This is a genomic window from Streptomyces sp. PA03-3a (genome assembly GCF_033792735.1).
In the GTDB taxonomy this organism is placed as follows: Bacteria; Actinomycetota; Actinomycetes; order Streptomycetales; family Streptomycetaceae; genus Actinacidiphila.
In genome coordinates this window covers 102,386-125,688 of record NZ_JARAVM010000009.1, presented here as the reverse complement: position 1 = coordinate 125,688, position 23,303 = coordinate 102,386, and the positions used below count along the sequence as shown (strand labels likewise).

Here is a 23,303-nt window from a genome sequence, read left to right as displayed (position 1 = left end):
ACCGGCGTAGGACCGTCCGAGGGCGTGGATGCGGCTCGCCGGGAGAGGCGCCCTTCGACGTGCCCCGGCGGCGTGCTGATGAGCCCGGACGATCGTGGAGTCGACCGCGACAGCGCAGTCGAGGTCGCCTTGGAGCCCGCGCGAATAGGCGGCGTGGAAAGCCTCGGCAGCAAGGTGGGCACAGGCCCAGTGAATATCGAGTTGCGATGCTCTGTGAGGCGTTGGTGAGACCTGTGCGCATCCTTCGTTTCAGGTCGCCTGCGTGGCCAGCCTGCGCAGGGCCCGCACGGCAGGTGATCCGGGGTCGGCCGTCATCAGGACGACTTCCTGGTCATCCTCGGGCACGAGCAGGACGTCGCAGTTCAACCGCAGCGCACCGACCTCTGGATGGTCCAGGGTCTTGGTGCGATGCCCGGGAGCGTGGACCGGACGCGCCTCCCAGATCTGCCGGAACTCCTCACTGCCGGTGTGCAGTTCGGCCAGCAGCGCGGCCAGCTGCGGGTCATGCGGGTAGCGGTCCGCGGCCCGGCGCAGCCGCGCCACCACGATGTGCCCGAATTCCTCGGCGCTGGAGCTCTCGTACATCCTCCCCTGTCCCAGGAAGCGGCGTCGGGCCAGGTTCGTCGTCCCGCCTCCAAGGTCGGCGCCGAGCAGTGCTCGGGCCAGGGGGTTCCAGGTGACAACGTCGTACGCCGCGTCAGTGACGATGGCACCGGTCTCCGGCAGCCGCTCCAGCATCCGGGCCACGTGCGGGCGCACCCGCCGCACGGCGCTGATGCCAGGCGGCGCGCTCGAACCCGCCAGGCCGAACAGATGGCTGCGCTCGGCCGGCGTGAGCCGCAGCGCGCGGGCCAGCGCGTCCAGGATCCGGGCCGATGGCCGCGGCCCCCGGGCCTGCTCCAGCCGCGTGTAGTAGTCGACCGACATGTGGGCGAGCTCCGCCACCTCTTCGCGGCGCAGACCCGGCGTGTGGCGGTCGGTGCCCGTCTCCGCCAGGCCGATCTCGCGTGGACGCAGGGCCGCCCGGCGGTCCCGCAGGTAGTGCGCCAGCTCCAGCCGCGCCATGTCGCCTCCTCCACTGCCTGGTACAGGCTGTCCCTGGCAGGGCACCCACGACCAGGGAAGTGTGGTTGCCATGAACGAACGCACAGCTCTGGTCACCGGTGCCAACAAAGGCATCGGTAAGTGTATCGCCCAGCTGCTCGCTGCCGAGGGCCTCACCGTGTACGTGGGCTCCCGTGACCTCGGGCGCGGGCAGCGGGCCGTCGAGGAGATCGGAGCCGGGGCCCGTCTGCTGGTCCTGGACGTGACAGATCCCGACGCCGTCGCACAGGCCGCGGCTCGGATGGACCGCTTGGACGTGCTGGTCAACAACGCCGGCATCTCGCCGTCACTCGCTCCCCCGACCGACACCGGCGTTGAGGAGTACCGGCGCACATACGAGACCAATGTGTTCGGGGTGGTGGCAGTGACCAATGCCTTCCTGCCCGCCCTGCGCCGGTCCCCGCACCCGCGCATAGTCAACATCTCCAGTGGCACCGCGTCGCTGACCTGGAGCACCACCCCCAACCCCCAGTTCACCCCGGGAAGCGGCGCCGCCGCCTACCGGTCGTCCAAGGCCGCTCTCAATGCCCTCACCGTCCTCTACGCCCAGACGCTGGCCGAGGACGGCTTCAAGGTCAACGCGCTCGCCCCCGGCCTGCGGGCCACTGATCTCAACCCCCGGGCCGCCGCTGCCGGCGGCGACCCGGCCGAGGCCGCGCAGGGTGCCCTCCGCCTGGCCCTGCTGCCGGACGACGGCCCCACCGGTGGCTTCTTCTCCTGGGACGGAACGCCCGTGCCCTGGTGAGTCATTGGCGGCGCCGGGGACGGGTGTCCCAGCCGCGAACCACAAACGCCGCGGCAGCCGAGGCGGCAGGCCGCCGCCAGGCTTCGACCGCGACGCCTACAAGCACCGCAACACCGTCGAGCGGTACATCAAAGGCTCAAGCAATGGCGCGGTCCGGCCACTCGCTATGACAAGACCGCCGCCATCTACCTGACCGGACTCCACGTCGCGGCCCTCTTCATCTTCTCGGCGAGGTGATCCGAAAGAAACGGCCTGGCCCAGGGCCGCGGACGCGCTGGCACGGTCGTTGCGGGCGGGGCGGACGGCGGCGACCGGCTCCACCGGAGCCGGGGGTTCACCGTCGTGGACCCCTGGGACGACCGGGGGCGCCCGGTCCGCGGGGAACAGGCCACGGGCCGCCCGCCACGCCCGGGGTCATGAGGTCGTCACGGCGTACCAGCGGCCGTCGCGCTGGTGGACCAGGTGGTGCGCGGCGAGGCTGTCGATGTGCCGCACGATGGTGGCGGGCTGGTAGCCGACGCTGGCGCTGAGGGCGTCGATGGTCGTCCCGTCGCGGCCGGCCGCGCGAAGCTGCTGGAGGGTCTTGAGAGCCGTACGGGCGAGGCCGGACTCCTCCGGGCCCGACACATCGGGGCGGGGCCCGGCGGGAGGCGGCACGGCGGCCGCGGCGGGCGCCGGCGCAGGCGCCGGGGCGACAGCCGGGGGCGGGACCGTCAGGACCGCGGCCGACCGGGCCGGGGCCGTCGCCGGCGGCGCGGCCGGAGCGGGGACGGGAGCGGTTGCCGCGGTGCGGGACGGTGCGGCCGGGGCGGGCGAGTCGGGCGAGGCCGGCGGGGTGGCCGTGGCGCCCGTCACGGCGGTTCCGACGGGGGCGACGGGCCTCGGCGTGCGATTGACCGTGCGGTGCTTGCGGCCCTTCTGGTGACGGCGGGTGCTCATCGGGCGGTCCTCCTTCACTGTGATCTTGAAGGGCCAACGGGGGACCGCCGCCGGAGTCACGCAGATGCGTGCATGCGGGGGACCCCCGTCGTCACCGGAGGGGCGCGAGGGGAATGTGCGGCGGCACCGCCGCCGTTGCAAGGGATCCGGACGGACCCGAGGAAGGGAAGCCCATGCCCCCCACGGACAGCCGGCGCGGTCACCGCGTCGACGCGGTACCCGGCACACAGCACGTGACGGTCAGGATCGACGGCAAGGTGGTGGCCGAGACCCGGCGGCCGGTGCTGGTCCACGAGACCGGACTGCCGGTGCGCTACTACATCCCGCCGCAGGACGTGGACCTGGCGCTCTTCCGCGGCAGCGACACCAACACCACCTGCCCCTACAAGGGCGTCGCCTCCTACAGGTCGTACGGCGACCACAACGACGTCGCCTGGTTCTACGAGGAGCCGCTGCCGTCGGTGCCGGAGATCGCCGGTCATCTCTCCTTCTACGACACCGTGGCCGAGGTCGCGGTCGAGGAGGCCTGACCGGCCGGACGGTGCGCGTCGGCGCACCGTCCGTCACACATCGACGACCATGCCCGGGGCATGTGCCGGTGCCCCATGCCCCACTCGAGGCACGACTGTTCGGTTTGCTGCGCACGACGGCCGCCGGGGAGCAATGATGGTCACATGGCGAATCCGACGATCCTGACCGTCGACGACGATCCCGCAGTCTCCCGTGCCGTGGCCCGGGACATTCGCCGCAGGTACGGGGACCGCTACCGGGTGGTGCGCGCCACCTCGGGGGACGAGGCCCTGAGCGCGCTGCGGGAGATCAAGCTGCGAGGGGAACAGCTCGCGGTGATGCTCGCCGACTACCGCATGCCGCAGATGAACGGGGTGGAGTTCCTCGAGGCGGCGATGGACCTGTTCCCGCTCGCCCGCCGTGTGCTGCTCACGGCGTACGCGGACACCAGCGCGGCCATCGACGCGATCAACATCGTCGACCTCGACCACTACCTCCTGAAGCCGTGGAGCCCGCCGGAGGAGAACCTCTACCCGGTGATCGACACCCTGCTCGACACGTGGATCGCCACGCCCGACCCGACGGCGTCCGAGACCCGCGTGGTCGGCCACCGCTGGTCGGCACCCTCGTTCAAGGTGCGCGACTTCCTCACCCGCAACCTGGTGCCCTACCGCTGGCTGCCCGCGGAGGAGCCCGAGGCCGAGCAGCTGCTGAACGCGGCGGGGCTGACCTCCGCCGACGTGCCGCTGGTGGTGACCGGGGACGGGACGACGCTGCTGCGGCCCACGGAGGCCGAGCTCGCCGCCCACGTGGGGCTGAGCACGGTTCCGGCCTCCGACTTCTACGACCTGGTGGTGGTCGGCGGCGGTCCCGCGGGGCTGGGCGCGGCGGTGTACGGCGCGTCCGAGGGCCTGCGCACGGTCCTGGTGGAGCGCCGGGCGACCGGCGGCCAGGCGGGGCAGAGCAGCCGCATCGAGAACTACCTCGGCTTCCCGGACGGCGTCTCCGGCGCCCAGCTGACCGACCGGGCGCGCCGCCAGGCGACGAAGTTCGGAGCGGAGATCCTCAGTACCCGGGAGGTCGTCGCGCTGCAGGCGGCGGGCAGCGGAAGGGTGCTGTCCTTCGGCGACAGGACGTCCATCGCGGCGCACACGGTGGTACTGGCGACCGGGGTGTCCTACCGCCGGCTCGAAGCGCCGGGGCTCGCGGAGTTCACCGGTGCCGGGGTGTTCTACGGCTCGGCCATGACCGAGGCCATGAACTGCACGGGCCAGGAGGTCTACATCGTCGGCGGGGCCAACTCGGCCGGGCAGGCCGCCGTCTACTTCTCCCGCAACGCGTGCAGGGTGCATCTGCTGATCCGGGGCGCCGACCTGCAGCGTTCGATGTCGCAGTACCTGATCGACCAGATCGCCGCCATCGGCAACATCGAGGTCCGCCCCTGCACGGAGGTCGTCGGCGGCAAGGGCGGCGACCACTTGGAACAGCTGATGCTCCGCGACGCGAAGACCGGCGACGTGAGCACCGTGGACGCCTCGTTCCTGTTCGTCTTCATCGGCGCCGAACCCCGCACGGACTGGCTGGAGGGCGTCGTCGAGCGGGACCGGCGCGGCTTCGTGATCACCGGCCCCGACCTGATCGCCGGCGGCAGGCGGCCGGCGGGGTGGCCGCTCCCCCGCGACCCGTACCACCTGGAGGCCAGCGTGCCGGGCGTCTTCGCCGCCGGCGACGTACGGGCGGAGTCGGTCAAGCGGGTGGCCTCCGCGGTCGGCGAGGGCGCGATGGCCGTATCCCTGGTGCACCGTTATCTGGAGGCGCAGTGACCACGACGGACCGGCTCGGGCCCGAGCAGTTGCGGACCCTGTTCCTGTTCGAGTCGCTCGGCGAGAAGGAACTGGGCTGGCTGAGCGAGCAGGGCCGGGTGGAGCGGATCCCGGCGAACAGCCCCGTCTACGCCGAGGGCGATCCGGCGACCTGCTTCTACGTGCTGCTGAGCGGCACGGTGTCGCTGGGCCGGCTCGTCCACGGCGACGTGGTGGAGGTCAACCGCACCGACCAGCGGGGCGTGTACGCCGGGGCGACGCAGGCGTACCTCGGAGACCGCGTCGAGCAGACGTACCCCAACTCGCTCAAGGCGGTGACCGACTGCGAGTTCTTCCTGCTCCCGGCCGAAGAGTTCGCCGGGGCGATGCACCGGTGGTTCCCGATGGCGGTGCACCTGCTGGAGGGGGCGTTCTTCGGCTACCGCAAGCAGAACACGATCATCGGGGAGCGCGAGCGGCTGCTGGCGCTCGGCTCGCTGTCGGCCGGGCTCACCCACGAGCTGAACAACCCGGCCGCCGCCGCGGTGCGGGCCACCTCGGCGCTGCGCGACCGGGTGACCGGCATGCGGCACAAGCTGGCGATGATCGCGGACGGCCGGCTCGACACCCGGCAGCTGCACGAGCTGGTCGAGCTGCAGGACGCCGCGATCAAGCGCATGGCGTCGGCGCCCGAGCGGTCGGCGCTGGACGCGGCCGACGCCGAGGACGAGCTGACGGACTGGCTCGACGACCACGGCGTCAACGGCTCCTGGGAACTCGCCTCGACGCTGGTCGCGGGCGGTGTGGACGCCGAATGGCTGGACTCCGTGGTCGACACGGTCGGTGAGGAACGGCTGGAGGCGGCGACCCGCTGGCTCACGTACACCCTCGACACCGAACTGCTCATGGGCGAGATCGACGACGCCGTCACCCGGATCTCCGGACTGGTGGGGGCCGCGAAGCAGTACTCGCAGCTCGACCGCGCCCCGCAGCAGACGGTGGACATCCACGCGCTGCTCGACGCGACGCTCACGATGCTCCAGGCGAAGATCCCCGGTGGGGTGCGGGTCGTCAAGGAGTACGACCGCAGCCTGCCGCAGATCCAGGCGTACGGTGCCGAGCTCAACCAGGTGTGGACCAACCTCGTCGTCAACGCCCTGGACGCCATGGGCGGTTCGGGCACCCTGACGCTGCGCAGCTCCTGGGACGGCGCCGACCGCCTGGTGGTGGAGGTGGGCGACACCGGTCCCGGCATCTCGCCGGAGATCCGGCCGCGGATCTTCGAACCGTTCTTCACCACCAAGCCGGTGGGTGAGGGCACGGGGCTGGGCCTGGACATCTCGTACCGCATCGTGGTCAACAAGCACCACGGCGACATCCGCGTCGAGTCCGCCCCCGGCGACACGCGGTTCACCGTGTGCCTGCCGGTCGCACAGCCCGAGACGCAGCCGGGGGACGCGGAACTGACGGGCTGAACCCTCCCCCGGGCGGAGGGGGGTTCAGGCCACCGGGCTCTTGGCCTTGGGAAGGGTCCGAGCACGGTCTCGGCCGACGGGCAACTGCCCGTCGGCCGCGCTCTTGAGCGAGCGCAGCGCCAGCAGCAGCACACCGATGTCGTCGATCAGGATCGGATCGGGCAGCAGGTCCACCGGGCAGACCAGGTAGACGAGCCCCGCCCAGAAGGCCAGTTTGCCCGAGCGCGGTACGTCCGCGCTGCGCAGCAGGGTACGGATCCGCGCCATCTTCACCACGAGCACGACGGCCACCACGAGCATCACCACGACCGCCACCGCGGCGATCACGAGGGCCGTGGTCGACCAGTCACCCAGGTCCATGTCTGCCTCCTGCGATCCCGTGTACCCGGCCGGTGTGCGCGGAAACGGTGCCCAGCCCCTGCGGAAAGGAAGCACAGATTACATGATCACGCCCAAGGAGATCTGGGAGACCGCCGGCCTGCCCGCGCGCCGGCTCGCCGGCCTGGCGCTGAATCCCGCGGCCCCCGACGACGTCCTGCTGCGGCTGCTCGCCGACGGTCCGCCCGCGGCACGGATGGTCCTGTGCCGCGACCGGGCGCTGCCGGACGCCGTGGTCGACGCCGTCGTCCGCCACCCCGACAGGTACACCCGCAGCTTCCTCGCCCGCAGTCCGCACGCCGAGCCGGCCCAGCGGGCGCGGCTGCTGGACGACCCGGAGTGGTTCGTGCGGGCGCACCTGGCCGACGCCCCCAGGATGCCGGGGGGCGTGCGCCCCAGGCCGCTCCCGGACTGGGCCGTCGTCCGCATGATCCTGACCTACGACAACGAAAGTTTGGGCGGCAACCTTTGCTTCCAGACCTCCGCCAAGCTGATGAAGTCGATGCGCACCCACCCGGAGCCGAAGGTGCGGCGCATGGGCGTCGCCTGGAACGGTGTGCCGGACGAGGCCCGCGACGCCCTGCTGGCTGATCCGGACGACGAGGTACGGGACAGCGTGCGGCGGCACCTGCGGCACGAGGACCCGGCCTGGGTGGAGCGGGAGCTGCCCGACCGGCCGTGCCATGGGCGGGCTCATGCGCTGATGCACTGCGCCCTGAGCCGAGGCGTCGTGGAGGGCGTGCTCAACGCCCCCGTGGGTGAGGGGGACCGGTGGATGATCGCCGGCAACCCCACCCTTCCCGCCGATGTGGTGGCCCTGCTGGCCGCCGACGCCGACCCCGAGGTGCGGGAGCGGATCGCGCACCGCTCCGACCTCGGGCCGGACGAGCGGCGGGCGCTCGCCGCGGACACCGATCCGCGGGTGCGGCTCGCGCTCTCGGTGCATCCCGCGCTGAGCGAGGCGGAACGCGCGGCGATCGACTACGAGGTGCCGGCGGGCGGCATTTTCGGACCCGTACTGCAACGCCTGGTGCCGCGGGATCCCGCGGCGGTACGGCGGGACGCCCTGTCCGGCCATCCATTGCTGCGACGACGCGCCGCCAGGGACCAGAGCCTGCCGTCCGACCTGGTGCCACGGCTGGCCGCGGACGACGACCTCGGCGTGCGCGTACTGCTCGCGCAGAACCATCCGGAGGCGCCCGCCGAGCTGCTGCTGAGCGCCTTCCTGGAGTACACCGGGTACGAGCGCGAACTCCTCCTCACCCGGCCGCGCTTCCCCACCGCCGGGCTGTCCCGCCACGCCGGGGACGAGGACCCCGCGGTCCGCGCCCTGGCCGCCCGCGACCCGGCCACCGCGGCGGAGACGGTGGACCGGCTGACCCGCGACCCCGATCCCGGTGTACGGGCGGCCGGGGCGGGCCATCCGAACCTCCCCCGGGCCCGGCTCGCGGAGTTGCTCGACGACGAGGAGCTCGCGCACCGGGCGGCGGCGAACCCGGCGCTGGAGCCCTCGGTCATGCGCAGGCTGGTGGCGCACCTTCCGCTCCCGGCCGATGCCGCCGGATGACCGCCGTCAACCGCTCGTAGGCAGTGCGCAGTTCGCGTCGGGCGAAGTCCTGGCGCACATCGATGAGGGCGCCGTGGGAGGCGGTGGGGTCGACCGTGAAGCGGTCGTGCCAGCCGCCTCCCGAGGCGATGATCACGGGGGTGTCGACCCCGTCGAACTGGTCGGCGGTGATGTCGACGCGCAGGCCGTTCTTCTCGATCCACGCGTGGGTGGCACGGTCCTCCCACCCGCTGACGTACGTCCACACCCCCTGCCCGTTCTCGTACAGGTACTGGCCGAGGAGGATCGAGGCGTCTCCGCAGGAACCGTGCGGGAAACGCCCCAGGGAGACCAGGCCCGGGTCGGGGCAGTCGACGATCGCCTGCCGGAATCCGAGGACCAGTGTGCGGAGTTCGGACACCCGCGGAGTCTAACCCGTGAAGATCATCTGTGGGACCCGTGGAGTCGGTCCTTCTGCTCGACGTGGGCCCGGGCGCCGGAGGACGGGGGGCACGAGGGGGCGGAGGGCATGCCGGCGGCAGCGGCCGGACGCGGTACCCGAGCCGGTTGCGGCCGCTGCGGCGGCAGTCAACCGAGCGGGCCCGGTGCCGTCAAGACTTCACGTCAGGATCGGTGCGGAACGCATGGCGGAGCCGGATGAGGTCGGTCCACTTCAAGTCCCGAACGCATTCGACTCCCCGCAGGTCACGGCGGCGCAAGTACCTGAAGCCCCCGTCGAACTGTTGACTCCTCGGAAACACTTTGTGCGAGGAGTCTTGACCGCGACTTCTGTCACGTCTTAACTCACGCCCTGAATTAAGTCGTGAGGCTGACACAGGAGTTCCTATGAGACCCGAAGTCAACGCCGCCCGCCGCAGACCCCTGGGGCTGATCGCCCTGCTGGCCGTGCTCCTCGCCCTGCTCACCGTCCCCGCCGGCCCCCTCACCGGCGCCCACGCCGCCGCCTGCGGCACCGCCAACGCCGCACAGGGCAGGACCGCCACCGCCTCCTCCACCGAGAACGGCTCCTTCGCCGCCGCCAACGCCGTCGACGGCAACACCGGCACCCGCTGGTCCAGCGCGTTCAGCGACCCCCAGTGGATCCAGGTGGACCTCGGCGGCTCCCAGACCGTCTGCGAGGTCGTCCTCGGCTGGGAGGCCGCGTACGCCAAGGCCTACCAGATCCAGCTCTCCGCCAACGGCACCGACTGGACCACGGTCGCCTCCACCACCACAGGCGCCGGCGGCACCGAGACCCGCGCCGTCAGCGGCACCGGCCGCTACCTGCGCGTGTACGGCACCACCCGCGCTACCGCATACGGCTACTCGCTGTGGGAGCTCGCCGTGCACACCACCGACGGCGGCACCGGCCCGGTGATCCCCGGCGGCGGCGACCTCGGCCCGAACGTCCTGGTCTTCGACCCCTCGACACCGGGCATCCAGGCCAGGCTGGACCAGGTCTTCCAGCAGCAGGAGTCGGCGCAGTTCGGCACCGGGCGCTACGCGCTGCTGTTCAAGCCCGGCACCTACAACAACATCAACGCCAACATCGGCTTCTACACCTCGATCGCCGGACTCGGCCTCTCCCCCGACGACACCACCTTCAACGGCGACGTGACCGTGGACGCCGGCTGGTTCAACGGCAACGCCACCCAGAACTTCTGGCGCTCCGCGGAGAACCTCGCCCTGAACCCGGTGAACGGCACCGACCGCTGGGCCGTCGCCCAGGCCGCGCCCTTCCGCCGCATGCACGTCAAGGGCGGCCTCAACCTCGCCCCCAACGGCTACGGCTGGGCCAGCGGCGGCTACATCGCCGACAGCAAGATCGACGGCACCGTGGGCCCGTACTCGCAGCAGCAGTGGTACACCCGCGACAGCTCCGTCGGCGGCTGGACCAACGGCGTGTGGAACATGGTCTTCTCCGGGGTGCAGGGCGCCCCCGCGCAGAGCTTCCCCAACCCGCCCTACACCACGCTCGACAGCACCCCCGTCTCCCGTGAGAAGCCCTTCCTCTACCTCGACGGCAACGACTACAGGGTCTTCGTCCCCGCCAAGCGCACCAACGCCCGTGGCACCAGCTGGGGCAACGGCGCGCCGCAGGGCTCCTCGATCCCGCTGAGCCAGTTCTACGTCGTCAAGCCCGGTGCGACGGCCGCCACCATCAACGCCGCGCTCGCCCAGGGCCTCAACCTGCTGTTCACCCCGGGCATCTACCACATCGACCAGACCATCGACGTCAACCGGGCGAACACCGTCGTGCTCGGCCTCGGCCTCGCGACGATCATCCCCGACAACGGCGTGACGGCCATGAAGGTCGCCGACGTCGACGGCGTGAAGCTCGCCGGGTTCCTGATCGACGCCGGTGCGGTCAATTCCCAGGTGCTGCTCCAGGTCGGCCCGCAGGGCGCGGCCGCCGACCACGCCGCCAACCCGACCACCGTGCAGGACGTCTTCATCCGCATCGGCGGCGCCGGACCGGGCAGGGCGACCACCAGCATGGAGGTCAACAGCGACGACACCGTCATCGACCACACCTGGATCTGGCGCGCCGACCACGGCGCCGGAGTGGGCTGGGACACCAACCCCGCCGACTACGGCCTACGCGTCAACGGCGACGACGTCCTGGCCACCGGCCTGTTCGTCGAGCACTTCAAGAAGTACGACGTCCAGTGGAGCGGCGAGAGGGGCAGGACGATCTTCTTCCAGAACGAGATCGCCTACGACGCGCCCAACCAGGCCGCCATCCAGAACGGCGCCACGAAGGGCTGGGCCGCCTACAAGGTGGACGACTCGGTGAACAGCCACGAGGCCTGGGGCCTGGGCAGTTACTGCAACTTCACCACCGATCCGACGATTCGCATGGACCACGGCTTCGAGGTCCCGGTGAAGTCCGGGATCAAGATGCACGACGTCCTGGTGGTCTCCCTGGGCGGCATGGGCCAGTACGACCACGTCATCAACGGCACCGGTTCCGCGACCTCCGGCACCTCGACCACGCCGTCCACGGTGGTCTCGTTCCCCTGACGGCTCAGGACAGGGGCGCCCCGCTCCTCCGGCGGGGCACCCCGTGAGCCGTGCTCAGGCGGCCGGCCGGTGGCGGGAGTGCAGCACCTCGCCCACGGCGACCGCGGCCGCCATGGCGAGCCCGGCCACCGGCACCGCCGCGGGCCCGCAGAAGGTGCTCGCCAGCACCGCCAGGGCGCAGCCGGGCAGCACCGCGTGCTCGGCGAACCCGCGCTTGGCGCTGCGGGAGTGGATCAGCCAGACCGTCAGCAGGAAGACGGCGGTCGGCAGCGTGACGGCGGCCGCGGCGGCCGTCTGCGAGATGTGCGCCTTGCCCACGGCCTGCTCGACCACCACCTCCAGTCCCGCGCCGATGGCGGCGGCCGAGCCGAATACGAGGTAGTGCCCGTAGCCCCACAGGAACGCCCGCGCACTGCTGGTGAGGTGCTGGTGGATGGGGACGGCGAAGTAGATCCAGTAGGCGGAGAACACGATCAGCAGTCCTCCGAGGCCGACGGGCAGCAGCTCGCCGAGCGCGGAGAACTCGTCCACGGCGGACTGCACGGCCACCGTCGCGGCGGCCACCGACTCACCGAGCACGATGATGGTGAAGAGGCCGTAACGCTCGGAGATGTGGTGCGGATGCCAGGTGGTGCGCTGCGCCCGCTCGGCCCAGACGGGCACCGAGAGTTCCGCCACCGCCAGGATCAGGAAGCCCCAGTACCACAGCCCGCCGACGGGCTGGAGCAGCAGGAGCACCCATCCCACCTGGACGACGACCAGACCCGCGGCGTAGCTCAGCGCCGTGGTCCGCGCCGGTCCGCCCGCGTTGCGTGCCGCGCGCAGCCACTGGAATGCCAGTGCGATGCGCATGATGACGTAGCCCGCTACGGCGATCGAGAAGTCGTTGGCGTCGAACGCACGGGGAACCCCGGCCGCCAGCACCAGGACCCCGGCGATCTGGACGAACGTGGCGATGCGGTACGGCACGTCGTCGGTGTCGAAGGCCGAGGCGAACCAGGTGAAGTTCAGCCACGCCAGCCAGATCGCGAAGAAGACCAGGCAGTAGCCGAGGACACCCTGCCCGGCGTGGCCCTCGGCGACCGCGTGCACCAGCCGCACGCCGGCCTGGGCCACCGCCACCACGAAGCAGAGGTCGAAGAACAGCTCCAGCGGCGTGGCGACCCGGTGCGGCTCGTGCGGGTCCCGGGCCGTCATCCGGACCAGCGGGCGGAAGCGGCGGTCCGGCACCGCCTGATCGTGATCGGTCATCCGCGCATCGTAGGCGGTGCACACGTGCCCGCGCCCGAAGGGACCGGGCACGGGCACGTGGCGGGGGACGGGATGGAGGTCAGGCGCAGCCGTCCTGGAGGAGTCCGGCCCGCAGCCGGGCCAGGGTGCGCGAGAGCAGCCGCGAGACGTGCATCTGCGTGCAGCCCATGATCTCGCCGATCTGGGCCTGCGTCAGTTCCTCCACGTACCGCAGATGGAGCAGCTGCCGATCGCGTTCACCGAGCTCCACGACGAGCGGTGCGAGTGAGCCGAGGTCCTCGACGAGTTCCATGGCGGGGTCGACCGCGCCGATGAAGTCGGCGAGCACCGTCTCGCCGTCGTCGCCGTCGTCTCCGTTCATGGCCGCGTCCAGCGAGGAGGCGGTGTAGCCGTTGGAGGCCACCTGGGCCTCGACGACCTCGGCCTCGGAGAGGTCCATGAGCGCCGCGAGCTCGGCCACCTTCGGGGCGCGGCCCAGCCGGGAGGACAGCTCGTCCCGGGCGCGGGCCAGTTCCACCCGGCGCTCCTGGAGGCGGCGCGGCACGTGCACGGCCCAGGTCGTGTCGCGGAAGAACCGCTTGATCTCACCGACGATGTAGGGCACGGCGAAGGTGGTGAACTCTACCTCGCGCGAGATGTCGAACCGGTCGATGGCCTTGATCAGCCCGATCGTCCCGACCTGGACGATGTCCTCCATCTCGTCGCTGCGGTCGCGGAAGCGCCTGGCGGCGAACCGCACGAGCGACATGTTCATCTCAATGAGGGTGTTGCGGGCGTACTGGTACTCCTGGGTGCCCTCCTCGAGCACCGTCAGGCGCTCGAGAAAGAGCTTCGACAGGCGGCGCGCGCTCGTGGGAGCCACGCTGCTCGGGTCGGTGATCTGCGGCAGTACGTCGACCTCGGGGCTCTCGACCCCGGTGCTCGTCCCGCTCACGGTGGCGATCACGGCTCCTCCTCGCACCTCTGCACCTCTACGTCATGTTCGCTTGCGTTGCCCCTCGCGTACCCGCTACTCCGCGAAGCATTCCCACCGATCTCAGATGGACGTGAATCGCGCCAAGGGCAGCGTAGGACCGGCCAGTCCGGGCAGACCAGTCAGGGACCGAGGATGCCTACGGGGTGATCGTGCGTGTACAGCATTGACCTAGACACGGAAGGCGCCGGGACCGTGCGGCCCGCTCCGGCGGACCGGCCGCTGCCCACCACCATCGGCGAAGCACGTGACTTCGCCCGTGCGCGGCTGCGAGGAGTCGATCCGGAGCGGGTCGAGGACTGCCTGCTGGTCGTCTCCGAACTGGTCACCAACGCCTTCCGGTACGGCGGCGGGCTGGCGGGCTTCGACGTCGTGGCGGCGCCGGACGCGATCCGCGTGTCCGTCCAGGACCACAACGACCGGCTGCCGGCCCCGCCCCCGCCCTCCGAGCGCTTCCTGCCCGGCGGCTACGGCCTGCGCCTGGTGCGCCGGCTGGCCCGGGACATCCGGGTGACGCTGCTGCGCGCGGGCGGCAAGACCATCCACGTGCACCTGCCGCGCTGACGCGCCTCCTCCCCCGACGTCGTACGTGTGGACGAACGGATCGCGGTAACACGCACCCTTGGTGCAACGAGACCCGCACCACGGCCAGTTCGAACGTCGGGGCCGGACGACGGCCCCCGGGAGGCACACCATGACCACGGGCATCATCATCGGGGCGGTCGTCGTCGCAGTCCTGATCGCCCTCGCCGCGGTCGTCACGACGCGGCGTGGCGGCGGCGGTACCGGACAGCTCAGGCGCCGCTTCGGACCGGAGTACGAACGCACGGTCGCCCGGCACGAGGGCGACACGGACGCCGCGCACCGCGAGTTGCAGGAGCGCGTCGACCGGCACGGCGGTCTGGCCACGGAGCCGCTGAGCGCACGCCGGACCGAGGAGTACCGCGTCGAGTGGGCCGCCCTGCAGGAGCGGTTCGTCGACTCCCCCGCGAAGGCGGTGCGCGACGCCTCGGCGCTGCTGGACCGGCTGGCGCACGAACGCGGCTTCCCGGAGCACACCTCGGGCGAACAGATCGACGCCCTGTCGGTCCACCGCCCCCGGCACCTCCAGGCCTACCGCGACCTGCGCGGCGCCGCGGAACCCCGTAAGGACGGTGACCGCACCACGGCGGACACCGAGGAACTGCGCGCGCGGCTGCTCGGCGCCCGGGCGCTGTTCGACGACCTCATCGCGGTGGACAAGGAGCCCCGCACCACCTCGCGCGAGGACGGCGCGGGTGACGCGGACTCCGGCCGAAACGGCTCCCATCGCTTCCACCTGCCGTCCTGGAGCAGCCGATGAACCCCACGCACGAGCACCACGACACCGACGGAACCCACGGAACCGACAGGAGCGACCGGGCCGCCACGACGGACGGCACCGGCACCGGCACCGGACGCGAGGGGAGCACGGCCCCCTCCGGGCAGACCCCCGGCAAGCCGAAGTCCCCCGTGCCCGAGAGTGCCGACAAGACCGACAAGGCTGACAAGTCCGACAAGAGTGACGAGCCGTCTGCCGCGCGCCGACCCACCAATTGGTCACGGCCCGAGGACGGGGCGAGGCCCACGACGGCCGGCACGAAGCCCGAGCACGACGCCAAGCCCGAGCAGGACGCGAACCCGGCGACGGCCGGCGGCCCCGGCACCGGCTCCGGCTCCGGCCCCGCAGCGGCCGAGAAGCCCGGCGGCGGCCCGGTGCGACAGGAGGAGCGGGTGCCCGTCCCGGGCGCTCCGCCGCGCGTGGACGGCGCGGTGGACAAGTTGCAGCAGCGGCTGCAGCACGCGGTCGGCGGCTTCGTCGACGAGCCTCGCCACGCCGTGGAGGAGGCCGACGAGGTCCTCGGCGAGGCCACCGAGCGGCTGGTGGAGGAACTGCGCAGCCGGCGCGACGAACTGCGCTCGGGCTGGCGGGCCGGCGGAGGGAACGAGAGCGAGCGCGGCGACACCGAGAGGCTGCGCCTGGCCCTGCAGGGCTACCGCGACCTCGTCGACCGCGTCCTGCACATCTGAGGACCGCACGCCACGGACGGCACGAAGGCCGGTGGGCCGGGAAACCCGAGGGTTTCCCGGCCCACCGGCCTTCGTGCGCGCCCGGTCGCGCGTCAGTCGCCCGTGTGGCGGTACCGGGCCCACAGCGGCAGGCCGTACCAGCAGACCAGGTACCAGACCAGGACGGCGGCGACGAGCCACGGCACGAAGTCGTCGTGGGTGGCGGCGCGCAGCACCAGCAGCAGCGCCGAGGTCATCGTCGCCAGCAGCAGCACGAGCCCGACGAAGGTGAGCCGCGAGGCCCAGCGCACCGCCTGCGGCTTGATGCGGCTGCCGGAGACGATCCGGTGGAAGGAGACCGGGCCGATCAGCGCCCCGGTCGCACAGGCGCCGAGCACGACGGTGACGATGTAGATCGTGTGGTCGGTCGACCCGAGCCGGTCGTAGTGCGGGGTGAACACGACGGTCAGCAGGAAGCCGAAGAGGATCTGCACGCCCGTCTGGGCGACCCGCACCTCCTGGATCAGCTCGCCCCACTTCCGGTCGGCGCGCTCGTCCTCGGTCTCGTCCCGCCCGTCCCTCGGGCCGGTCCGGCCGTCCGGGTCGTCACTGGACATGGCACCCTCCCCTTCCTCTGTCGTGCACGTCATAGCTGACTTACCATCGGCTGCCCGTGTCGCGCCGGGCGTGGCCCGGGCACGACGAGGACGGCGGCCGGTCCGGTCGCCGTCCTCGTACGCGGTCCGGCTGCCCCCGCCCGGGGCGGGGGCAGCCGGACCGCGGTGCTCACCGCCGCGACCTGCTGCGCGCCAGCAGGCTCACTCCGACGGCCGCGAGGCCGATCTGTATCAGCCACTCGACCCAGTCGACCCCGTCGGTGTCGGCGACGCCGAACCCCTGGGCGATCGCGCTGCCGATGAAGGCCGCCACGATGCCGACGACGATCGTCCACAGCACTCCGATCGGCTGCCGCCCCGGCGCCACCAGACGCCCCAGCACACCGATGATCAGACCGATCACGATGGCACTGATGATGCTCGAGATCTCCATCTCCACCTCAACCCCAGCTTCGTCCGGCGCCTGGCCGGAAGTGTGTTCGCATCACGCGGATACCCCGGGCCGGACACTCCACGCAGCCCGCCCCGCACCGTGTCGCCGGGTGTGTTCCGGCCGCGACGGGGCACCCGGTGGACCGGAGGCAGTCGGGGCAGGGAGGCCAGTATGGACACGACGGTGGGTGCGGGTGCGGTACGGCCCGGGACGCGGGGGAGGAAGGCGATCCGCGCCGGGGCGCGGGCGGGTCTGGCGGCGCGTGGGGTCATCTACGCGCTGCTCGGGGTGCTGGCGCTGCGGGTCGCCTTCGACGGTTCCTCGGAGCAGGCCGACCGGGGCGGCGCGGTGACCCGGCTCGCGGCGCAGCCCTTCGGCGGGTTCCTGGTCTGGGCCCTGGCGGCGGGGTTCGCCGGGATGACGCTGTGGCGGTTGTCGGAGGCCGCGTTCGGCGCGGCGGGCCCGGACGGGGACAAGGCCGGCAAGCGGCTCATGTCCGCCGCCCGCGCGGTGTTCTACGCCTTCGTGACGTACTCGGTGGTGACCTTCGCGGTGAACGGCTCCTCCGCGGGCGGTTCGAGCGACAGCACCTCCAAGGACGTCACCGCGCACGCCCTGGGTTGGCCCATGGGCCGCTGGCTGGTGGGGGCGGCGGGGCTGATCCTCGCGGGAGCGGGGGTGTGGATCGCGGTACGGGCGCTGCTGCGCCGCTTCCGCAAGCACCTGCGGACCGGAGCGATGTCGCCGCGGGCGCGCCGGGTGGTCGACTTCCTCGGGGTCGCCGGAGGGGCCAGCCGGGGCGTGGTGTTCGCCGCCGCGGGCTGCTTCGTCGTCGTGGCGGCGGTCCGCTTCGACCCGGACCGGGCGAAGGGCCTGGACGACACTCTGCGCACGTTCCGGGACACCCCCGCCGGGCCGTGGCTGCTGGCGGTGGTCGCGGCGGGGCTGGCGCTGTTCGGGGTGTTCTCCTGGGCGATGGCTCGCTGGCGGAGGGTCTGAACCGCGCCGGGCGCGCGGATCAACGGCCCGGGAGCTTCACCACCGTCACGAAGAAGTCGTCGATCTGCCGGACCACGTCGATGAAGCGGTCGAAGTCCACCGGCTTGGTCACATAGGCGTTGGCGTGCAGCTTGTAGCTGCGCAGGATGTCCTCCTCGGCCTCGGAGGTGGTGAGGACGACGACCGGGATGGTGCACAGGTCGGCGTCGGCCTTGATCGCGGCGAGCACCTGGCGGCCGTCGAAGCGGGGCAGGTTGAGGTCGAGGAGGATCAGCCCGGGGCGCGGCGCGCCGGCGTGGGCGCCGCGCCGGTGGAGGAAGTCAAGGGCCTCCTCGCCGTCCCGTACGACGTGCAGGACGTTGCGGACCTTGTTCTCCTGGAACGCCTCGCGGGTCATCAGCTCGTCGCCGGGGTCGTCCTCGACGAGCAGCACGATGATCGGTTCCGGTTCCTGCAGGTTCACGCGGACTCCTCCTCCGGTGCGGGTGCCCGCTCGGCGGCCGCCGGCAGGGTGAAGCGGATGCGGGTGCCCTGCGACCGGCCGGGGTCGAGCCGGATCCGGCCGCCGTGGTACTCCACGATCTTCTTGCACAGCGCGAGCCCGATGCCCGTGCCCCCGTAGCTGTCCCGGCTGTGCAGGCGCTGGAAGATGACGAAGATCTTGTCGGCGAACTCGGCCGGCACGCCGATGCCGTTGTCGGTGACCGAGAAGTGGAGCATGCCGTCCCCGTCGGGGCGCCCGGGGTCCTGCGGCGCTCCCGGCCCGTCCAGGGTGATGGTCACCCGCGGCGGCCGGTGCTCCGCACGGAACTTGACGGCGTTGCCGACCAGGTTCTGCCAGAGCATGGCCAGCAGGGTCGGGTCGCCGACGACGCCGGGCAGCGCGGGCGGGCGCTCGATCACGGCGCCCGACTCCTCTATGGCGACGGACAGGTTGCCCAGCGCGCGGTCCAGCGGCTCGTCCAGGGCGACCGGCACGCTGGCGTCGTTCAGCCGCCCGACCCGGGAGAAGGTCAGCAGGTCGTTGATGAGCACCTGCATGCGCTTGGCGCCGTCGACGGCGAAGGCGATGTACTGCGTGCCGCGTTCGTCGAGGCTCTCGGCGTAGCGCTTCTCCAGCAGCTGGCAGAAGGACGCGACCTTGCGCAGCGGTTCCTGCAGGTCGTGTGAGGCGACGTAGGCGAACTGCTCCAGTTCCGCGTTGGAGCGGCGCAGTTCCTCGGCCTGCGCCTCGCGCAGCTCGCCCTCGTGGCGCAGTTGCTCCTCCTTGCGCCGTGACTCGCCCAGTTCGGTGACGATGCGCCGCCGCATCCCCTCCACGGCGGCCCCGACGGCGTGCAGGTCGGCGGGCCCGTGGGACGGGATACGACGCTCGTACTCGCCGCCCGACACGTCCTGCACGGCCTCGCGGAGCCGGTTCAGCGGCCGGACGACCATCACCCGCACGAGGACGGCGAGCGCGACGGCGGTGAGGAAGAAGGCCACGACCATGAGCCCGAAGACCCGGTCGCGCAGGGTGCGGGCGTCGGCCAGCTGCCGCGTGCCGGCGACGCGTTCCCCGTCCAGCCGGCGGGCCTGGGTCGCGGACAGGGCGCGGACCCGGTCGAAGGCCTCCTTGCCCCGGCGCGTGGTGGCCGCGTCGGGGGTGCCGCCACCGAGGGCCTTGGTGCGGTCGACGACCTGCTGCGCGTACCGCCGGCGCCAGTCGACGGCGGCCTGCCGCAGCGCCTCCAAGTCGCGGACGAGTTCCGGGAGGCCGTCCACGAGGCCGCGCATGCGGCGCGCGGCGTCCTCCTCGACGGCCCGGCCGCGGGTGTAGGGCTCCAGGAAGTCCGGGTCGCCGGTGATGGCGTAGCCGCGGACCCCGGTCTCCTGGTCGACGAGGGCGGTCTGCAGCCGGTAGGCCTCGACACGGGCGGGGGAGATCCGGGCGATGAGGTGGTCCGAGACCTCCGCCGTGCGTCGCAGCTGGGTGAAGCCGACACCCGCGGCCACCGTCATGAACACCCCCAGGGCGGCCAGGACCAGCGCGATCCATCCCTGGACGGTCAGCCGCGCGCGGGCGGCGGTCACGACGAGGCGCTCCACGTGAGGTGGACCACCGCCAGGTCGTCGTCCAGGCCGCCGTGATCGGCGGCCAGCGCCTCCGCGCGCGCGATCAGGGTGTCGACGAACTCGGAGGCGGGCAGTGTGGCGTGCTGCCCGGCCAGGGCGAGCAGGCCCTCCTCGCCGAGCCGTCCCTCGTCGGTGCGCCCCTCGAACAGCCCGTCCGTGAAGAGCATCAGCGACTGGCCGGGGCGCAGTTCGAGCCGGCCCTCGGGCCACTCCCCCACGCCGGGCACCACGCCCAGGGCGGGCCCGCGGGGCGGCTCGGTGTACTCGACGGTGCCGTCCGGGGTCAGGTTGAGCAGTCCGTGGTGGCCCGCCCGCCAGACCCGGGCCGTGCGGCGGTCGGGGGCGAGGGCGACGATGGTGGCCGTGGCGAAGATCTCGGGGGCGGCGCGTTCGGCGACCAGCACCTGCTCCAGCAGGGCGAGTTGCCGGGCGCCCTCGACGCCGGTCAGCACCAGGGTGCGCCAGGCGATGCGCAGTCCGACGCCGAGCGCGGCCTCGTCGGGACCGTGCCCGGAGACGTCCCCGATGAGGGTGTGGACGACGCCCTCGGCGGTCTCCACGACGTCGTAGAAGTCACCGCCGAGCAGGGAGTCGGCCCGGCCCGGGCGGTAACGCGGTGTGACGGTGACGTCCTTGGTGCGCAGCATGGGCAGCGGGAGCAGCCCGCGCTCCAGGCGCGCGTTCTCCTGGGCCCGCATCTGGCTGGCCCGCAGGGCGAGGGCGGCCCGTTCGGCCTGCTTGCGTTCGACCGCGTAGCGCAGCGCGCGGCCCAGGAGTTCGCCCTCGACCCGTCCCTTGACCAGGTAGTCCTGGGCGCCGGCGGAGAGCGCGGCCAGGCCGGTCCGCTCCTCGGCGAGACCGGTGAGCACGACGACGGCGGCACGGTCGGTGAGCGACAGCGCCCGGCCGAGGGCGTCCAGGCCTTGGCCGTCGGGCAGGTGCAGGTCGAGCAGGACGCAGTCGGCGGGGCGGGCGGCCAGCTCGGTGCCGGCCTCGGCCAGCGTGCGTACCCAGCGCAGTTCGACGGGCACCCCGCTGTCGGCGACCAGCTCCTCGACGAGCAGCGCGTCCCCCGCGTCGTCCTCGACGAGGAGGACGGAGAGCCGGCTGCGCCGGCCGTCGCCCTGTCTGGGGATGACGCCCTCGGGGGGCGTCAGCGTGTTGCCTTCCACATCGTCTCCCCGCCCCTGTGGTGCCCCAGGTGGGGCGATGGGATCGTACGCGAACGGCACCCTGGCCGGATGCCCTTTGGTCAGTGCCGATCATCTTCGATCATTGCCGTTTGGCAACAGTAGTCGAACACAACGATCGCATGCGGGTCGGCCCGCCTGTGGGCACCCCCGGCGCCGGACGCGCGTGCGGGCGCACGGTCCGGACGGCTACGCGCTGTGGCTGCGGCCTCCGGGGAGCGGCCGCACGGCGCCGAGCCCCGTCGCCTCGGCGGCGGAGCGGAAGGCGGTCAGCCCCTCCAGCAGGGCGCGACGGGCGCGTTCGGGCATCGCCGACACGACCGTCGCCAGTTCCTGCTCCCTGCGTTCCCGCAGCTGGGCGAGGAAGGCCGTACCGCGCGGCGTGAGCCACAGGCACACCTCGCGCCGTGAGGTGGGGCTGGTGTCCCGGGTGAGATAGCCCACAGCCTGCAGCCGGTCGCAGAGCCGGCTCACCGCGGGCGGCCCGGCGCCCAGGACGTCGCACAGCGTCCGCAGATTGATCCCCTCGTTGCCCTCCAGCGCGAACAGCACGCGCAACTGCGAGGGCGGCACGGGAGGGTCTCCCGCGTCCCGGCCGCGGCCCCACAGCACCTCGAGTGCCTCGACCACGGACGACGCCGCGGCCACGGCGGCGTCCCGCTGCGATCCGGCGGTGGCGGGCAAGGCGGCCTCCTCACGGCGTGCCGCCGGAGGGATACCGCCGGCGAGCGGGTAGACGAAGACAGGACAGGGCGCGCCAAACGGCGCGCCACCACGCTAACCGACCCGCCCCCGCACCCAGAAGGACCGTCGCACCCCGGTGAACCGACACGCCCCCCTCGCCGCCGAACGCGCCCTGCGCGCCGCGCCCCCGCACGCCCTGCCCGCCGCCCTGGCGGACGTCCTGCGCACCCACTGGGCGGCCCGCTCCGTGGAGATCCTGCTCGCCGACTACGGCCTGGCGGTGCTCCAGCCGGTCTCCGCCCCCGAGCCCACGGAGGCCGCCGTACCCCTCACGGGAACGCCCGAGGGCCGGGCCTTCGGTGCCCAGGAACCGTACGCCGAGGCGGCCGGCGACGAGGGCGTACGCCTGCACCTTCCGGTGAGTGTGCGCGGTGACCGGATCGGCGTGCTCAGCGTCACACTGCCCGGTGGACCCGCGCCCGAGGAGGTGCGCGACCTCGCGGAGATCGCGGAGATGCTCGGCCACCACCTCCTCGTCGCCGACCGGGACACCGACCGCTACCTGCACGCCCGCCGCCGGGACCGGCTCACCCTCGCCGCCGAGGTGCAGTGGGAGCTGCTGCCCGGAAGGGCCTGCGCCCGCCCCGAGTACGCCCTCGGCGCCCAGCTGGAGCCCGCCTACGACATCCACGGCGACAACTTCGACTGGTCGGCCTCCGCGCGGGACCTCACGCTGACCGTCACCAACGGCATGGGACAGGGCATCGAGGCCGCCCTGCTGACCAGTCTCACCGTGAACGCGCTGCGCAACGCCCGGCGCGCCGGCGTCCCCCTCGCCGACCAGGCGATGCTCGCGGACCAGGCCGTCTACGCCCGGTACCGGGGCGAGCAGTACGTGTCGGTCCTGCTGATGCGCTTCGACCTGGCGACCGGCGCGGCCGAGGTGGTCGAGGCCGGATCGCCGCGTGTGTACCGGCTGCGCGGTTCGACGGTGGACCGGATCGACTTCGAGGCCCAGTCGCCCCTGGGCATGTTCGAGGACACCCCCTACGTCCCGCAGCCCTTCGAGGTGCGCTCCGGGGACCGGCTCCTGATCATCAGCGACGGCGTGTACGCGACCGCCTCCCCCGCCGGCGAGACGTACGGGGAACGGGCGCTGGCCCGCGCGGTCCTGGCCACCCGGCTGCTCCCGCCGGCGGACGTCCCGCGGGCGATCCTGGGCGAACTGCCGGGTCACCGCGTACTGCCGGAGGCCGAGGACGACGCGCTGGTGGTGTGCCTGGACTGGCGTTGACATCCTCCTAGCCCCTGAAGAACAAGGATTCCTGGCTCCCGTGGGCTGGGGACCAGCGGTCCGCCAGCGCTCACACGATCGGCACCAGCCGGGTCGAGACCAGCCCGGACCAGCATCACGCGGGCGGAGTTCCTGTCCCTGGGGGACACGGCTCCGCACGCGGTGCAGGTGTAGGTACCCCTGCTGCTGCGGTATC

23 protein-coding genes and 3 pseudogenes are annotated in these 23,303 nt (G+C 72.4%); 12 read left to right on the top strand and 14 right to left on the bottom strand.

Annotated features, from left to right (window positions below; genetic code table 11):
* Both PV342_RS13575 and PV342_RS13570 read right to left on the bottom strand, forming a co-directional pair.
* A pseudogene (locus tag PV342_RS13575) lies at window positions 1-105 on the bottom strand (IS5/IS1182 family transposase); the annotation flags it as partial.
* Between the two features lie 144 nt (window positions 106-249).
* Window positions 250-1,065 (bottom strand): helix-turn-helix transcriptional regulator, encoded by an 816-nt coding sequence (locus tag PV342_RS13570; protein WP_500317250.1) that lies wholly within the window; start codon window positions 1,063-1,065, stop codon window positions 250-252.
* 70 nt (window positions 1,066-1,135) lie between these two features.
* Between PV342_RS13570 and PV342_RS13565 the strand changes: the two genes are divergently transcribed.
* Both PV342_RS13565 and PV342_RS13560 read left to right on the top strand, forming a co-directional pair.
* Window positions 1,136-1,849 (top strand): SDR family oxidoreductase, encoded by a 714-nt coding sequence (locus PV342_RS13565; protein ID WP_500317248.1) that lies wholly within the window; start codon window positions 1,136-1,138, stop codon window positions 1,847-1,849.
* Between the two features lie 43 nt (window positions 1,850-1,892).
* Window positions 1,893-2,086 (top strand): annotated as a pseudogene (locus tag PV342_RS13560) (IS5/IS1182 family transposase); the annotation flags it as partial.
* A gap of 177 nt (window positions 2,087-2,263) precedes the next feature.
* Here the strand turns inward: PV342_RS13560 and PV342_RS13555 are convergent.
* Window positions 2,264-2,788, bottom strand: a complete 525-nt coding sequence (locus PV342_RS13555) for a helix-turn-helix domain-containing protein (RefSeq protein ID WP_500317246.1) — start codon at window positions 2,786-2,788, stop codon at window positions 2,264-2,266.
* A gap of 173 nt (window positions 2,789-2,961) precedes the next feature.
* Here PV342_RS13555 and PV342_RS13550 point away from each other — a divergent pair, with 173 nt between their 5' ends.
* The 3 genes from PV342_RS13550 (at window position 2,962) to PV342_RS13540 (ending at window position 6,575) form a co-directional block, all read left to right on the top strand.
* Window positions 2,962-3,318 carry a DUF427 domain-containing protein gene (locus PV342_RS13550; protein WP_386993107.1) on the top strand — a complete coding sequence of 119 codons (357 nt, stop codon included), beginning with the start codon at window positions 2,962-2,964 and terminating at the stop codon, window positions 3,316-3,318.
* A gap of 144 nt (window positions 3,319-3,462) precedes the next feature.
* A complete protein-coding gene (locus PV342_RS13545; protein WP_018562478.1) occupies window positions 3,463-5,121 on the top strand; it encodes an NAD(P)/FAD-dependent oxidoreductase in 1,659 nt (552 codons plus the stop codon).
* A complete protein-coding gene (locus tag PV342_RS13540; protein WP_500317244.1) occupies window positions 5,118-6,575 on the top strand; it encodes an ATP-binding protein in 1,458 nt (485 codons plus the stop codon). The genes PV342_RS13545 and PV342_RS13540 overlap by 4 nt, the downstream gene beginning before the upstream one ends.
* A 24-nt stretch (window positions 6,576-6,599) precedes the next feature.
* On the opposite strand, the gene PV342_RS13535 is transcribed toward PV342_RS13540, so the two are convergent.
* Entirely contained in the window at window positions 6,600-6,935 is a 336-nt protein-coding gene (locus tag PV342_RS13535; protein ID WP_386993105.1) for a YkvA family protein, read from the bottom strand.
* 82 nt (window positions 6,936-7,017) lie between these two features.
* Between PV342_RS13535 and PV342_RS13530 the strand changes: the two genes are divergently transcribed.
* Window positions 7,018-8,520 (top strand): hypothetical protein, encoded by a 1,503-nt coding sequence (locus tag PV342_RS13530; RefSeq protein WP_500317242.1) that lies wholly within the window; start codon window positions 7,018-7,020, stop codon window positions 8,518-8,520.
* On the opposite strand, the gene PV342_RS13525 is transcribed toward PV342_RS13530, so the two are convergent.
* Window positions 8,468-8,920, bottom strand: a complete 453-nt coding sequence (locus PV342_RS13525) for a hypothetical protein (RefSeq protein WP_386993103.1) — start codon at window positions 8,918-8,920, stop codon at window positions 8,468-8,470. The two genes, PV342_RS13530 and PV342_RS13525, sit on opposite strands and share 53 nt — an antisense overlap.
* Window positions 8,921-9,345: 425 nt before the next feature.
* Between PV342_RS13525 and PV342_RS13520 the strand changes: the two genes are divergently transcribed.
* Complete coding sequence (locus PV342_RS13520; protein WP_400798285.1) at window positions 9,346-11,523, top strand: pectate lyase-like domain-containing protein; 2,178 nt, start codon at window positions 9,346-9,348, stop codon at window positions 11,521-11,523.
* Between the two features lie 54 nt (window positions 11,524-11,577).
* Here PV342_RS13520 and PV342_RS13515 read toward each other — a convergent pair whose 3' ends face one another.
* Entirely contained in the window at window positions 11,578-12,774 is a 1,197-nt protein-coding gene (locus tag PV342_RS13515; protein WP_400798283.1) for a low temperature requirement protein A, read from the bottom strand.
* Between the two features lie 79 nt (window positions 12,775-12,853).
* Complete coding sequence (locus PV342_RS13510) at window positions 12,854-13,720, bottom strand: SigB/SigF/SigG family RNA polymerase sigma factor (protein ID WP_018562471.1); 867 nt, start codon at window positions 13,718-13,720, stop codon at window positions 12,854-12,856.
* Between the two features lie 222 nt (window positions 13,721-13,942).
* Between PV342_RS13510 and PV342_RS13505 the strand changes: the two genes are divergently transcribed.
* The 3 genes from PV342_RS13505 (at window position 13,943) to PV342_RS13495 (ending at window position 15,796) form a co-directional block, all read left to right on the top strand.
* Entirely contained in the window at window positions 13,943-14,311 is a 369-nt protein-coding gene (locus PV342_RS13505; RefSeq protein ID WP_400798280.1) for an ATP-binding protein, read from the top strand.
* Between the two features lie 130 nt (window positions 14,312-14,441).
* A complete protein-coding gene (locus PV342_RS13500) occupies window positions 14,442-15,089 on the top strand; it encodes a hypothetical protein (RefSeq protein WP_400798277.1) in 648 nt (215 codons plus the stop codon).
* Complete coding sequence (locus tag PV342_RS13495) at window positions 15,086-15,796, top strand: hypothetical protein (protein ID WP_500317239.1); 711 nt, start codon at window positions 15,086-15,088, stop codon at window positions 15,794-15,796. The genes PV342_RS13500 and PV342_RS13495 overlap by 4 nt, the downstream gene beginning before the upstream one ends.
* 92 nt (window positions 15,797-15,888) lie before the next feature.
* Here PV342_RS13495 and PV342_RS13490 read toward each other — a convergent pair whose 3' ends face one another.
* Together PV342_RS13490 and PV342_RS13485 are read right to left on the bottom strand one after the other, a co-directional pair.
* The gene (locus tag PV342_RS13490) at window positions 15,889-16,392 is read right to left on the bottom strand and encodes a DUF6328 family protein (RefSeq protein WP_018562467.1); all 504 of its coding nucleotides are present in this window, start codon (window positions 16,390-16,392) and stop codon (window positions 15,889-15,891) included.
* A 169-nt stretch (window positions 16,393-16,561) separates the two neighbouring features.
* A complete protein-coding gene (locus PV342_RS13485) occupies window positions 16,562-16,825 on the bottom strand; it encodes a GlsB/YeaQ/YmgE family stress response membrane protein (RefSeq protein WP_400798271.1) in 264 nt (87 codons plus the stop codon).
* Between the two features lie 171 nt (window positions 16,826-16,996).
* Between PV342_RS13485 and PV342_RS13480 the strand changes: the two genes are divergently transcribed.
* Window positions 16,997-17,824, top strand: a complete 828-nt coding sequence (locus PV342_RS13480) for a DUF1206 domain-containing protein (RefSeq protein ID WP_500317236.1) — start codon at window positions 16,997-16,999, stop codon at window positions 17,822-17,824.
* A 19-nt stretch (window positions 17,825-17,843) separates the two neighbouring features.
* Here PV342_RS13480 and PV342_RS13475 read toward each other — a convergent pair whose 3' ends face one another.
* From PV342_RS13475 to PV342_RS13460, 4 genes are all read right to left on the bottom strand, one after another.
* Entirely contained in the window at window positions 17,844-18,281 is a 438-nt protein-coding gene (locus tag PV342_RS13475; protein WP_392605361.1) for a response regulator, read from the bottom strand.
* A gap of 2 nt (window positions 18,282-18,283) precedes the next feature.
* Complete coding sequence (locus tag PV342_RS13470; protein WP_500317234.1) at window positions 18,284-19,897, bottom strand: sensor histidine kinase; 1,614 nt, start codon at window positions 19,895-19,897, stop codon at window positions 18,284-18,286.
* Window positions 19,894-21,111 carry a PP2C family protein-serine/threonine phosphatase gene (locus PV342_RS13465; RefSeq protein WP_400798262.1) on the bottom strand — a complete coding sequence of 406 codons (1,218 nt, stop codon included), beginning with the start codon at window positions 21,109-21,111 and terminating at the stop codon, window positions 19,894-19,896. Before PV342_RS13465 ends, PV342_RS13470 begins: the two co-directional genes overlap by 4 nt.
* A gap of 207 nt (window positions 21,112-21,318) precedes the next feature.
* Complete coding sequence (locus PV342_RS13460) at window positions 21,319-21,813, bottom strand: MarR family winged helix-turn-helix transcriptional regulator (RefSeq protein WP_018562461.1); 495 nt, start codon at window positions 21,811-21,813, stop codon at window positions 21,319-21,321.
* Window positions 21,814-21,949: 136 nt separating this feature from the next.
* Here PV342_RS13460 and PV342_RS13455 point away from each other — a divergent pair, with 136 nt between their 5' ends.
* Entirely contained in the window at window positions 21,950-23,107 is a 1,158-nt protein-coding gene (locus tag PV342_RS13455) for a PP2C family protein-serine/threonine phosphatase (RefSeq protein ID WP_500317232.1), read from the top strand.
* Here PV342_RS13455 and PV342_RS13450 read toward each other — a convergent pair.
* Window positions 23,047-23,292, bottom strand: a pseudogene (locus PV342_RS13450) (hypothetical protein); the annotation flags it as partial. The gene PV342_RS13455 and the pseudogene PV342_RS13450 overlap by 61 nt on opposite strands.
* Between the last annotated feature and the right edge of the window lie 11 nt (window positions 23,293-23,303).